The sequence below is a fragment of the Corynebacterium tuberculostearicum genome (genome assembly GCF_022347235.1).
Taxonomy (GTDB): domain Bacteria; phylum Actinomycetota; class Actinomycetes; order Mycobacteriales; family Mycobacteriaceae; genus Corynebacterium; species Corynebacterium tuberculostearicum_F.
The window spans coordinates 1-14,844 of record NZ_JAKRDX010000030.1; the positions used below are offsets into that span (position 1 = coordinate 1).

Annotated in this window: 4 protein-coding genes; all 4 read left to right on the plus strand. The window is 55.2% G+C overall.

All coding sequences use genetic code 11. The features are described 5' to 3' along the window. Window positions 1-211 precede the first annotated feature (211 nt). Window positions 212-1,504 carry an adenylosuccinate synthase gene (locus MHK09_RS11205; protein ID WP_179387036.1) on the plus strand — a complete coding sequence of 431 codons (1,293 nt, stop codon included), beginning with the start codon at window positions 212-214 and terminating at the stop codon, window positions 1,502-1,504. 587 nt (window positions 1,505-2,091) lie between these two features. Further along, entirely contained in the window at window positions 2,092-9,513 is a 7,422-nt protein-coding gene (locus tag MHK09_RS11210; protein ID WP_250413578.1) for an Ig-like domain-containing protein, read from the plus strand. Between the two features lie 280 nt (window positions 9,514-9,793). Then, window positions 9,794-10,117, plus strand: a complete 324-nt coding sequence (locus MHK09_RS11215) for a malonyl-CoA-ACP transacylase (RefSeq protein ID WP_250413579.1) — start codon at window positions 9,794-9,796, stop codon at window positions 10,115-10,117. Between the two features lie 772 nt (window positions 10,118-10,889). Beyond that, window positions 10,890-14,844, plus strand: a 3,955-nt coding sequence (locus tag MHK09_RS11220) for a VaFE repeat-containing surface-anchored protein (RefSeq protein ID WP_250413580.1), incomplete at its 3' end; no start/stop codon positions are given.

Sequence of the window (14,844 nt, forward strand, 5' to 3'; positions counted from 1 at the left end):
GGAGGGGGTTGAGGAAGGCGTCGATAAGCGCGAGCTCTTTGCGGGTAGGGATGGGGGAGAGATCGTGGGCGTCGGCAGGCATGGCTACGCCCGGGGCGCCGCAGCGGAGGAACAAAAAACGCATGCGGTCAATGCTACGCGGGCTTTTTGCGCCGGGAAAGTGTAAAGTTGGAGAGTATTTTGGCTTCAATAATGAGGAAGTGACTAAACAATGGCAGCGATCGTCATTGTCGGCGCCCAGTGGGGCGACGAAGGCAAGGGCAAAGCGACCGACATCCTCGGCGGCAAGGTTGACTACGTGGTCAAGCCGAACGGCGGTAATAACGCCGGCCATACCGTCGTGGTAGGCGGCGAAAAATACGAGCTGAAGCTCCTGCCGGCCGGCATTTTGTCCGAGAACGCCACCCCGGTGCTGGGCAATGGCGTGGTGATCAACCTTGAGGCGCTCTTTGATGAGATTGATGGCCTTGAGGCCCGCGGCGCGAACGCCTCGCGCCTGAAGATTTCCGCCAACGCGCACCTGGTGGCGCCGTACCACCAGACCCTGGACCGCGTGCAGGAGCGCTTCCTGGGCAAGCGCGCTATCGGCACCACCGGCCGCGGCATTGGACCGACCTACGCCGATAAGGTTGCGCGCATTGGCATCCGCGTGCAGGACATCTTTGATGAGTCTATCCTGCGCCAGAAGGTGGAATCCGCGCTGGATATCAAGAACCAGATGCTGGTGAAGATGTACAACCGTAAGGCCATCGAGGCGGATCAGATTGTGGAGTACTTCCTAAGCTACCGCGACCGCCTGCGCCCGATGGTTATCGACGCCGAGCTGGAGCTCAACCAGGCCCTCGAAGCTGGCAAGCACGTGCTTATGGAGGGCGGCCAGGCCACCATGCTCGACGTGGACCACGGCACCTACCCGTTCGTGACCTCGTCTAACCCGACCGCCGGTGGCGCTTCCGTTGGTTCCGGCATTGGCCCAACGCGCATCAAGACCTCGCTGGGCATCATCAAGGCTTATACCACCCGCGTGGGTGCCGGCCCGTTCCCCACCGAGCTCTTTGATAAGTGGGGCGAGTACCTGCAGACCACCGGCGGCGAGATTGGTGTGAACACCGGCCGCAAGCGCCGTTGTGGTTGGTATGACTCCGTTGTGGCGCGCTATGCCACCCGCGTTAACGGCTTTACCGATTACTTCCTGACCAAGCTGGACGTTCTCACCGGCATCGGCGAGATCCCGATCTGCGTGGCTTACGACGTCGACGGTAAGCGCTACGACGAGCTGCCGCTTACCCAGTCCGAATTCCACCACGCCGAGCCCATCTTCGAGACCATGCCGGCCTGGGATGAGGACATCACGGAGTGCTCCACCTTTGAGGAGCTGCCGCAGAAGGCGCAGGATTATGTCCTGCGCTTGGAAGAGCTGTCTGGCTGCCGTATCTCCTATATCGGCGTTGGTCCGGGTCGCGACCAGACCATCGTGCGCCACGATGTAATGGAGGACCAGTAAGGCGTAATTCCTACCGCCGTGGTGTAAGGGTCCCGCGCGCAGCTGGTGCTGCGTGGCGGGACCCTTAGTTTGTTCTCTGCAATCCCTGTCTAAAACCTGTGAACCATAAGAAATTGCGGAAGTTTTTAGGGAAGCGAGGAGGGGCTTTGAATTGACACCAATGTAGGTTTTGACTGAGAGTGATCTGGGAAAGGGTTAAGTAAAAAATTTGCACTGACCTGCATGTTTATTTATCGGCAGAGGGGTGGCCATGCTTAAATATTAAAGTGTGGTAATTCACATTCGCCGCGATGTTAATATTAGTAACATTCTTTCTGCAGCTCAACTGTATTGAAAAACTCACGATGTTGACAGCGAATCCTTTAAAGGAACTTTCAGTTCACAGTACGCTAACCATAATTTTCGAAACCGGCTACTATCGCACATGAGCTACTCGGTAGGTTCTCCCTAACTTCTTACATTGTTTGTTGAGCTTTCGGTTGCTTGCCGCTTCTTGGAGGAAAGAAGCGAGGCATCCTCGTGCATAGCTGCTTGCCTACCTCGCGTGGCTTTTTATGTCTTTGTGTCTAAGGAAAGGACTTCTTGGCATGAACAAGAAGGAAATTAAGCGTACTGCTGTACGTCGCCGCGGCGTTACCGTTGCCGCGGCCGCTCTCTCTGTGGCCCTCGTTGGCCCGTTTGTTCACCCCGTTGTAGCGCCGCAAACCGCTGCCGTTGCCGCCGCTGCTGAAATTACTGATGCAGACGGTAACTACATTCCGGCGGATACTGGCCGCATTTACGATAACGGCGACTCGGATGGTGTGCGTTATGTTGGACTCATTCCCGAGTTTACCGACGCGCAACAGAATAACCCGCAATACGTCTTTAAAGTGCCCCACCTGAGGAAGGCAGGTTGGAACGGTGGCACTACTCCGAAGGGGGATACGGACGCGAATAACCAGTTCATCCGATTCCATGATGAGGCCCTGTATTCCCAGATTGCTCGCATCGAATTGGTCGGCACAGAAGGCGATGCGCAGGGCTCGTTTACCAAGCGCGATCCGAATGGGTCTGAGTGGGGCCTGAATTTTGATGATACGCCGAACTTCCCTGGTGCCGCTGCTAAGGCGTATGCGTCCTACATTCAGATCTTCCTCAAAAATGGGCAGAAGATTGAAAGCCTCAACCTCCCCGCAGAAGGTTCGCAGGTTGACTACTACTGGGTTCGCAAGGACGGCCGAATCGCCAATAACTCCGTGCAGCACGTCAACATCGTTGACCAAAAGAAGCTCGCTAATGAAACGGGCGTGCCGTCGGAAACGTTTACCGGGCCTGGTGAGAACATCTACGACAAAGGTATCTCCAAGCAGCTGAAGTACGACCAAGAGAACCGGACTATCAAGTCCACCACCACCGCCACGATGGGGGTGAGGAATTACGGTGGCAACAGCTACTGGAACTGGATTCTCAACGAGAACATCAGCCCGGATGTTGCCAAGCACATTACCGACGTCACGGTCTACAAGTCTGACATGGAAGGCAATCCGCTGTCGGGTGCGAAGAAGTGGAAGATGGACTTTGATAAGGAAACCGGGTTGGCGACCACCGGTACGCGTCCTGAGCTGTCCTATCTGCCACACGAGCCCGGCATTGATGCTAAGACCAAGGATCAAGTGTGGGCAAATATGGACGATATCGTGGGTATCGCGGCTGGCGCCACTGGTAGCTACACCATCGAGTACCAGCTCGAAGAGGGTGCTGAAAACCTTGCCAACTCTCCGTACGGAAAGCGCATTGACACCCGTTCGTGGATTTCCGTTGACTTTACCGATGCTTGGCCGAAGTCGTTCCCTAACGATGATAAGCAAGACGGCGGCGCTGAGCCGACGCTGCTGAACAACACTATCAAGTTCGATTACCTCAACATCGCAGATTCCGATGGGGATGGACTCACCGATGACTATGAGCGCGACTTGGGTACTGATCCTTCGGAGGCTGACTCTGATGGTGATGGCATTCGCGATGACGTCGAGGTTCTGACAGACAAGACCGATCCACTGGACCCGAAGTCCTTCAAGCCCGCTGCCCCACAGCCGTCTGAGAAGACCGTCGTGCCGCAGCCGGAATCTTTGTCGGGCACCATTAAGCGTGAGCAGGATAAGGACTCCCAGGGCAAGGATATCCCGCTGCTCGATGTCACCAACGCCGACGCCGCGCCGGTCAAGATCGTGGCAGTTCCTACTGAGAAGCTGAACGAAGACGCAGACGGCAACCTCAACTATGAGGCTACAGATGCTATCCACGTGGCAACGCTTGACGACGCCGCCGCCATCGAAAAGGGCGAGTTTAAATCCGGCAAGCTTGAGCTCGAGGACGGTACGGAGTACACCCTCGTTGCGGAATCCCCGAATGGTGAGCGCACCAAGGGTGGCGCTTTCACGGCGACCTCGGATGCCCCGACGGAAGCGACAGAGACCCCGTCCATCGAGCCAGTGAAGGCCGGTGACAACAAGGTCACCGTCAAGGCTCCTGCCGGCAGCGAGGTGAAGGTCACCCTGCCATCCGGCACGGAGGTTACCGCCACCGAGGACCCGGATAACCCAGGCACCTTCACTGCAGATATTCCTGCAGATGAAGAGCTGAAGGAAGACGATGAGGTTAAGGCTATTGCCACCGAGGCCGGCAAGAAGCCGTCGGAAGCTGCAACCGCCACTGTCGCAGCTGCTACAGCCCCGGATCCGGAGACTCCAGAGGCCGATAAGACCTACGGCGTTGAGTATCCAGCACTGGAGAACTTGGAAGTCGATGGCGATAAGGCAACCTCTAAGGTTTCTCCGAAGCTGACTCTCAACGGTGAGCCTGTGGATTCCCTTCCTGAGGGATCCGAGTTCAAGGCAGATACCGCTAATGCGCCTGAAGGCACTGAGGTGACCTTCGATGAGAATGGTGCTGCAACCATTACCGTTCCGAAGCAAGAGCCGGGCGCTCCGGCTAAGGTTTTCGAGCTGCCGGTTACCGCTACTATCAATGGCGAAGAGCACACCGACACCATCGTTGTTCAGGTCCCAGCGGGTGATGAGAAGCCAACTGCCCAGGATCTGGTCGTCGACAAGATTCAAGGCCAAGAGTCTTGGTCTGATGAGGAAATCGATCCGATTCAGGTTTCTGCCAAGACGGCTGACGGTGCGGATTTGACTAACCCCACCTATGAGCTTGTCGACGCCCCCGCGGGTATCTCCATCGATAAGAACGGTAAAATTACCGGTATCCCTGCCTACAACAAGGACACCGCTGACATGGTGACCGACGATGGCGAGGCAGTCTACAACGTGACCGTGAAGGTTACCGATGGTGACAGCACTGGTACTCAGACCTTCCCGCTCGTGGTCAAGGACGCCACCGCAGACTCTGACAACGACGGTCTGACGGACAAGGAAGAAGCTGAAAAGGGCACCGACCCGAAGAAGGCCGACACCGATGGTGATGGCGTCAACGATGGCGACGAGGTTAAGGCCGGTACTGATCCGACCGTGAAGGATGAAACTCCTGAGGAGCCGGCTAAGGATTCTGACAATGACGGTGTCACCGACGAGCAGGAGGAGGCTGACGGTACTGATCCGAATAAGGCTGACACTGATGGTGATGGCCTGAGCGACGGTGAAGAGAAGGAAAAGGGTACTGATCCTCTCAAGGCGGATACCGATGGTGATGGTGTCAACGATGGTGACGAGGTTGCCGATGGCACTGATCCGCTGAAGGCTGACACCGATGGCGATGGTCTGTCCGATGGCGATGAGAAGGAGAAGGGTACTGATCCTCTCAAGGCGGATACCGATGGTGATGGCCTGAGCGATAAGCAGGAGCTGGATGGTTCCGAAAACGGTAAGTACAACAATGAGCCGACGGATCCGGCCAAGGCTGACTCCGATGGCGATGGTCTGACTGACCGTACTGAGATTGAGATTGGTACCAACCCGAACAAGGCTGATACCGATGGCGATGGCGTCAATGACGGTGCCGAGGTCGAGGCTGGGACTAACCCGACTGTGAAGGAGGAAACTCCTGAGCAGCCGGCTAAGGACTCCGACAACGACGGTGTCACCGACGAGCAGGAGGAGGCTGACGGTACCGATCCGAACAAGGCTGACACTGATGGTGATGGCCTGAGTGACGGTGAAGAGAAGGAACACGGTACTGATCCGACGAAGGCCGATTCCGACAATGATGGTGTTGAGGACGGCCAGGAGGTCGAAGACGGTACCGATCCGAAGAACTCCGATTCTGATGGCGATGGTCTGTCTGACGGCGAGGAGAAGGAGAAGGGTACTGATCCTCTCAAGGCTGACACTGATGGTGATGGCCTGAGCGATAAGCAGGAGCTGGATGGTTCCGAAAACGGTAAGTACAACAATGAGCCGACGGATCCGGCCAAGGCTGACTCCGATGGCGATGGTCTGACTGACCGTACTGAGATTGAGATCGGTACCAACCCGAATGAGGCGGATACCGATGGCGACGGCGTCAACGATGGCGACGAGGTTAAGGCCGGTACTGATCCGACCGTGAAGGAGGAAACTCCTGAGCAGCCGGCTAAGGACTCCGACAACGACGGTGTCACCGACGAGCAGGAGGAGGCCGACGGAACCGATCCGAACAAGGCTGACACTGATGGTGATGGCCTCAGCGACGGCGAAGAGAAGGAACACGGTACTGATCCGAAGAAGGCCGATTCCGATGGTGACGGTGTCAACGATGGTGACGAGGTTGCCGATGGCACTGATCCGCTGAAGGCTGATACTGATGGTGACGGCCTGAACGACGGTGAAGAAAAGGAACTTGGCTCTGATCCGACTAAGGCCGATTCTGATGGTGATGGCCTGAGTGACTCTGAGGAAAAGGAGAAGGGCACCGATCCGACTAAGGCTGACACTGATGGTGATGGTCTGAGTGATAAGGAAGAGCTCGACGGTTCTAAGAACACTAAGTACGACAACAAGCCGACGGATCCGGCTAAGGCGGATTCCGATGGTGATGGTCTGACTGACCGTACCGAGATTGAGATCGGTACCGACCCGAACGTGGCGGATACCGACGGTGATGGCGTTAACGATGGCGATGAGGTTAAGGCCGGTACCAACCCGACCGCTAAGGACGAGGATGCTGCCGAGCAGCCGAAAGTCTCTGTCGATGGTGCTGATAAACCGAATACCGTCGAGCCGACTGATGATGAGCAGTCGACCGGTGTGAAGGTGGAGAACCCGACGGGTAAGACCACTGTCACCGCCAAGGACGAAGACGGTAAGAGTATTCCTGCCACGATTGATCCGAAAACCGGAGAGATTCTCGTTACACCAGGTGAGCGTGTTGACGGCCCGATCACTGTGACTGTTAAGGATCCTTCCCTGGATGAACCTGTCACGGTTGAGGTTCCAGTTAACGGCCACGAGAAGGGCCAGGATGATAACGGCTCTGAGGACACTGGTGTTACCCCCACCGACCCAACTGACCCATCTGATGAATCTGCAAAGGACTCTGATGGTGATGGTGTCACCGACGAGCAGGAGGAGGCTGACGGTACCGATCCGAATAAAGCTGACACTGATGGTGATGGCCTGAGTGACGGTGAAGAGAAGGAACACGGTACTGATCCGACGAAGGCCGATTCCGACGATGACGGTGTTGAGGACGGCCAGGAGGTCGAAGACGGTACCGATCCGAAGAACTCCGATTCTGATGGCGATGGTCTGTCTGACGGCGATGAGAAGGAGAAGGGTACTGATCCGCTCAAGGCAGACACTGATGGTGATGGCCTAAGCGATAAGAAAGAACTCGACGGTTCCGAAAACGGTAAGTACGGCAATGAGCCGACGGATCCGACGAAGGCTGACTCTGACAACGACGGCCTGACCGACCGTACTGAGATTGAGATCGGTACCAACCCGAACAAGGCTGATACCGATGGCGACGGCGTCAACGATGGTGACGAAGTTAAGGCCGGTACCAACCCGACCGTGAAGGAGGAAACTCCTGAGCAGCCGGCTAAGGACTCCGACAACGACGGTGTCACCGACGAGCAGGAGGAGGCCGACGGAACCGATCCGAATAACGCTGACACCGATGGCGATGGCCTGAGCGACGGCGAAGAGAAGGAACACGGTACTGATCCGACGAAGGCCGATTCCGACAATGATGGTGTTGAGGACGGCCAGGAGGTCGAAGACGGTACCGATCCGAAGAACTCCGATTCTGATGGCGATGGTCTGTCTGACGGCGAGGAGAAGGAGAAGGGTACTGATCCTCTCAAGGCTGACACTGATGGTGATGGCCTGAGCGATAAGCAGGAGCTGGATGGTTCCGAAAACGGTAAGTACAACAATGAGCCGACGGATCCGGCCAAGGCTGACTCCGATGGCGATGGTCTGACTGACCGTACCGAGATTGAGAACGGTACCAACCCGAATGAGGCGGATACCGATGGCGACGGCGTCAATGATGGCGACGAAGTCAAGGCCGGCACCAACCCGCTCGATAAGGGCGACTTCCCGGGTAAGGACAACGGTGAAGAGACCACCAAGCCTTCTATCGATCCGGTTAACGAGGGTGATAAGGACATCTCTGGTGAGGCTAAGCCTGGCTCGGATGTGACTGTCACCGTCGAGGACAAGGACGGTAATAAGAAGTCTGAGTCCAAGGGCACTGCCGATGATGATGGTAAGTGGACTGTTGCTCCGGAGGAGCCGGTCAAGGAGGGTGACAAGGTTGTTGTCACTGACCAGGATGGCAATAAGGAGACCACCACTGTTGGTTCCAAGACTGATGATGGTGCCACTGCTACCAAGCCTTCCATCGACCCGGTCAACGAGGGTGATAAGGATATTTCCGGTGAGGCTAAGCCTGGCACGGATGTGACTGTCACCGTCGAGGACAAGGACGGAAATAAGAAGTCTGAGTCCAAGGACACTGCCGGTGATGATGGTAAGTGGACTGTCACCCCGGAGGAGCCGGTGAAGGAGGGTGACAAGATTGTTGTCACTGACCAGGATGGCAATAAGGAGACCACCACTGTTGGTTCTAAGACTGACGATGGCTCCGAGGCGACTAAGCCTTCCATCGACCCGGTTAACGAGGGTGATAAGGATATTTCCGGTGAGGCTAAGCCTGGCACGGATGTGACTGTCACCGTCGAGGACAAGGACGGTAATAAGAAGTCTGAGTCCAAGGGCACTGCCGATGATGATGGTAAGTGGACTGTTGCTCCGGAGGAGCCGGTCAAGGAGGGTGACAAGGTTGTTGTCACTGACCAGGATGGCAATAAGGAGACCACCACTGTCGGTTCCAAGACTGATGATGGTGCCACTGCTACCAAGCCTTCCATCGACAAGGTCACCGAAGGTGACAAGGAGATCACCGGTACCGCTAAGCCGGGCACCGAAGTCTCCGTCACTGTGACGGATAAGGACGGCAAGAAGACCACCAAGACCATCACCGCCGATAAGGACGGTAAGTGGTCCGTAACTCCGGGCGTCGACCTGAAGGAAGGCGACAAGGTCACCGTCAAGGACCAGGATGGCAACGAGGAAACCGTGACTGTCGCTGGCCAGGATGCTCCGACCGTACCGGGCGGTTCCGCTCTGCCGGGCCTGTCTTCTGGTTCTTCCAATGTTGATTGGAAGCGCTGTGCGCCGGCTGCTGCGGGTGTGGGCATCCCGCTGCTGTTCCTGCTGCCGATTGGTCTGGCTTCCCAGATGAATATTCCGGGCTTCTCCCCGCTGGTAAAGCAGGTTTCTGCTCAGATTGATGGCATCAACCGTCAGCTGGGTGCGCAGAATACTGCGCTGCAGAAGCAGCTGGGCATTTACAATGGCCCGCTGGCTCAGCAGGCCAACCAGATTAACCTGATGCTTCAGAAGTCTGAGGCGGGCCGCGTCGGCGGTGGCATTGCACTGGCTGCTGCTGGTGCGCTGGCTCTGGGCTTGGTGGCTAATGCCTGCTCCCCGAGTGCTGGTTCTTCCAGCTCCTCCAAGTAGGCAGCTAAGGTCCCTATTCCCTAACTAGCTCCCCGTCCCCCTAGGGGAGCTAGCCCTCACCAAGCAAAAAGCGCCCGGGTCCCGTCATTGAGACGGAGCACGGGCGCTGTGGTGTTTCAGCGTCCCTTAATCGCCCACAAGACCATGGCATGGTGAATTAAGGCTTTCCCTGTTGAACGTAACCCGATACTAAGCTAAAGTTAAGTCTGCTTTAAGTACAGAGAGTTTTCAGCCATAGCGGGCCCTATTCCCGCGCATTACCACACAGGGAGTTACTTCAATGATCATCAAGCTTGTGAGCGGCCTGCTTGCCACCATTATGGGATTCTTCGGCCTGGGCACCCCGGCACAGGAGGCTGCGCCGGCACCTGAGCAGGAGCAGGTTGCCGTTGCTGAGCAGGGCAACGACGATGACGTGCAGGCGCTTATCGACGCCGCCCATGCCGAAGCCGGCTACGACTTCATCAGCGTCCGCTACGAGGGCAACACCGCCAATATTGCCCTGAACCCGGAGACCTACAACCCGGATAAGGATGGCGATACTTTCGAGGCAGTTTCCCAGCTCCTGCAGGAGAAGGGCTACCGGGTTACTGCCGTTCTCTAAGGCCTAATTTATTCCAGGATCCGCACTGCGGCCTCGGTAAAGCATCCGCTTGCCGACGCCCGTGCGGATTTTTCTTTGCCCAATTCTCCCTCACTCCCTGTTCGAGGTTTCTGAGTGTGATTGTGACGACCCTAGGCAGAGTTTTTGCTCACACATCCCTTCTTAGAGATGAATGGCAATAGGGTTAATGTTTACGACATTTTTGATACATCGAACGTTTGCGCACCCGTAGGAAATGTTCTCCAGTCACACCTGCAACACCAACTTTCTATGGATAATTCCGGAGTGATGCGATGAAATTGTATGCAAATCGCCTCCCTTGAATTTGCATGAAATTAGATAAAACGCAGCGTACAGAAGTGTTTACACGGGTCTCGTTAAATCCAATCTTAGTATTGGTTAAGCTATCGGTTTGGGTCTTTAATCTTAGAATATGCCTAGCGGTCGTCGAACATATGTATTTAACACTAGGTTGCCCGTGAAAATAAGTACATCTACCTGCGGTTAAGGAATTAGAAATCCTGCATAACGTGCAGTTTTCTAAAGCTTTCTGGCTGGCGCCTTAAATTTTCCCGTGATATTATCCTGAGAGCACGATAAGAGTTAATCCAGATTCGGGTTCAAAACCCTGATTAACCGCAGTGTGTTCAAGTCTCAATTTCAGGTTCTGTTCAGCGAAAACACTCGCTGTGCAGGAAAACGAATGTAAGTATTTGTACCGCTCGAAGAGGAAAGAATGAGTAAATTAAGAAACATATCCCGAGAGGGGTGGATGGTCTTTACCGCAGTGCTTGCTGCAATTGCGGTAATCGCGGCCATGGTCACCGTTCCGGGTGGCAAGGCGGAGGCTGCTGAGCCTACGGACTATGGTCCAAATACAGATTTGGGCAATAGGGATCTGATTGCAAGTAAAGGTGTTGATGATAGCTGGGGTCCGTTGGTGTGGGCGGGTAAACCGGCGGGCACAAACAATATCGCGAATGCTGACAATGATGCGGGTTGGGGCTGGTGTATAGATCCAACCTCTCCCATCCCGATGAATCAAAAAGGCGTCCTTTACTCCCAGAGCTACGCGAAGAAGTTGCCGATTATCCGGGACGAGGGGATGGCTTCACGGGACGATAGTGACCAGGACTATCGGAACGCAGTTATCAACGTAGGAACTGAACTCAAGAAGGCAGTCAAAAGCGGGGATAAAGTTGCTGCGTCAAAGTATTCCGTCTACCTGACGGCACTTGTGGGGCGAACTACATCCGGACGTGCTGCAGCTGCATCTACTATTACCGGACGTGATTACAGTTACGGCAATAATTATGGTGGCGCTTGGTATCCAGGGTTTAATGGTGGAAACGGCGGAGGTCCAGAAACCGTTGAGGAATTTCGTCAGCTGACTGGTTACAAAATTGTCAGTGATTTTGATCCGCCTAAGTATTCTCGTGATGAGTCAGTGGTGATTCCAGCCGCTCCTGACTCCGCATTTATAACGGTAATTCACCCGCCAAAGTCGGCTTCAGGTTTCCCTCAGCGCGTTGTTCCTGTAGATCAGCCTGGTTTGCCTGACAATGGTGGTGGCTCTGAAGAGCCGACTACTTCTCCAGAGAATCCAGATACTGAGAAGAACACGACCGAAGAGACTACCTCTGAGAATCCGGAGGAGGAGACTTCTTCTAGCGAGACGACTACCGATTCTGAGCCGTCCAATACTGAGGAGACCACTCCTAAGGATTCCACTACTGAACCGACCTCTCCTGAGGAAACCACTACGAAGGATAGTGACGAGCCGACTCCGGGTACGACTACTGATGTAGTACCTAACCCTGACCCGACTCCAACTACGGAAAAGCAGGAGAAGAATCTCGAGCCAAAGATTGGCACCAAGGCTTCCTTTGATGGTGATAAGCAGCAGGTTGTTGCTGGCGCCACCGTTAAGGACAAGGTTCACTACGAGGGCCTTGTTCAGGGTAAGAAGTACACCCTGAAGGCTGAGCTGCGTAACAAGGCTGCTGACGAGAACGGCGAGCACGCTATTCTTGGTACCGGTTCTAAGACCTTTGAAGCTAAGGGTGAGTCTGGCGATGTTGAGGTAAAGATCAATGTCGATGACAGTGTGAAGAACCCTGTTGCTGCAGCCGTTGCTTATGAGAAGCTGTACTCCCACGAGGTGGATGAGAACGGCAACGACGCTCCGAACGATTCTGAGGACGGCAACCTCATCAAGACCCACGAGGACATTGATGATGGGGCGCAGACCGTCAATACCAAGTGGAACCCTGAGATCCGCACGGAGGCCAAGATCAAGGATGGCAATCGTGTAGAGAAGGGCGCCACGGTTATTGACACTGTGACGTATAAGGACCTTGTTCCGGGTAAGAAGTACACCCTGAAGGCAAAGCTGATCTCCAAGGCAGATGGCAAGACCGAACTGGGTGAAGGCTCTGCGGAACTGACTCCGAAGGAGTCCGCCGGTGAACAGCAGGTTGAGATCACCGTCAACGAGAAGGCAGATCCTGCTGTTGACGCTGCGGTTGCCTTCGAGAAGCTGTACTCCCACGAGGTGGACGAGAACGGCAAGGACGCCCCGAACGATTCTGAGGACGGAAACCTCATCGAGACCCACGAGGATATTGATGATGAGGCGCAGACCGTTAACACCGAGTGGAACCCGTCTATCAAGACCAAGGCTGACTTTGACAAGGCTGCCCAGGTAAAGGCTGGCGTTACCGTCAAGGACACCGTTGAGTACACCGACTTGGTGCCGGGTAAGGAATACACCCTGAAGGCTGAGCTGCATAACAAGGCTCAGAATGACAAGGGTGAGCACGAGGTCGTCGGCAAGGGCGATGTAACCTTCACCCCGGAGAAGTCTGCCGGTGAGCAGGTCGTTGACATCAAGGTCAACGACGATGTTAAGGGCGTCATTAAGGCAGCCGTCGCATTCGAGGACCTCTACTCCAAGCAGGTCGATGAGAACGGTAAGGAAACTCCGAACTCTGATGAAGAGAAGAAGATTACCGATCACCGTGACATCGACGATGAGAAGCAGACCGTAATCTCCGAGATGGAGCCATCCATCGGCACCAAGGCTGAGAAGGCCGAGGGCGATGAGATCAAGGCTGGCACCGTCATTACCGATACCGTCGAGTACAACGACCTGGTTGCTGGCAAGGAATACACTCTGAATGCAGAGCTGCGTTCCAAGGTCAAGGATGAGACCACCGGTGACTACCCGGTAATCGGCCACGGTAAGAAGACCTTCGTACCGAAGACCTCCAAGGGCACGGAGAAGGTAGAGATCACTGTTGATGAGGGTGTTACCGAGGCTGTTGATGAGGCAGTTGCTTTCGAGTACCTGACCTCCACTGCTGTTAACAAGGACGGCGAGGATTCCACCACTGGTGAGAAGAATGACATCGCCGAGCACACCAATATCGAGGACGAGGATCAGACTGTAAATTCTGACAAGCCTTCCGAGACCACCACTCCGGAGACCACCACCTCTACCGAGGAGATTCCGGATAAGCCTGGTCACGGTGGCGAGGTAGAAACCTCTACGCCTTCCTCCTCTGAGGATTCCTCTACCCCGACGACTAGCGAGACCTGCGAGTCTGAGGAGCCGGGTAACTCTGAGAGCGAACAGCCTTCCGAGTCTGAGGAACCGTCTGAGTCTGAATCCAGTGAGCCTTCTGAGTCCGAGTCTGTAGAGACCACGTCCTCTGAAGCTTCCGAGACTTCTGAGTCCGATAAGCCTTCGGATTGCGGTTCGACCACTCCGGCGAAGCCGGACGAGCCAGGTGAGCCATCTGAGGAGAAGACTCCGGAGATCTTCACCAAGGCTGAGTTCGGAGATGATTCCCACGAGGTAATCGCTGGCGCTAAGGTCAACGACACCGTTGAGTTCCACAACTTGGTTCCGAATAAGGAATACACCCTGAATGCCGAGCTGCATAACAAGGCTGACAAGTCTGTAGTCGGTGAGTCTAAGGAGCCAGTGAAGTTCACTCCGGAGACTGCTAACGGTGAGGTCGAAGTTGAGATCACCGTTAACGATGATGTGACCAAGCCGGTCCAGGCAGCTGTTGCGTTCGAGTACTTGACCTCCACCGAGGTCAACGAAAACGGCGACGATGAGCCGACCGACGAGGACACCCCGAATGACATCGCCAAGCACGATGACATTAACGACAAGGCCCAGACTGTAACCTCCAAGCCGCGCATTTCCACCAATGCGGACTTTGCAGACGGCTCCAAGGAAGTTGTTGCTGGTGCTACGGTCTTCGACACCGTCGATTACTTCAACCTGATTCCGGGTAAGGAATACAAGCTCAATGCTGAGCTGATTTCCAAGGAGGGTGGCAAGACCGTTCTGGGCAAGGGCGCGGCTACTGTTAAGCCTGAGTCCGCTAATGGTCAGGCCAAGGTTGAGATCACTGTTTCTGACGATGTGAAGAAGCCGGTTGAGGCTGCGGTAGCGTTCGAGGAACTGACCTCCACCGACGTCAACGACAAGGGTGAGGACACCCCGGATACCACTCCGGAGAACCCGAACGACATCGCTGAGCACAAGGACATCAACGACAAGAACCAGACCGTAACCTCCCACAAGAACGCGATTGTTTCTACGAACGCGGACTTCGAGAATGGTTCGAAGGAAGTTGTTGCTGGTGCCAAGATTGTGGACCAGGTTTCCTACGAGGGTTTGGTTCCGGGTAAGGAATACTCCCTGGATG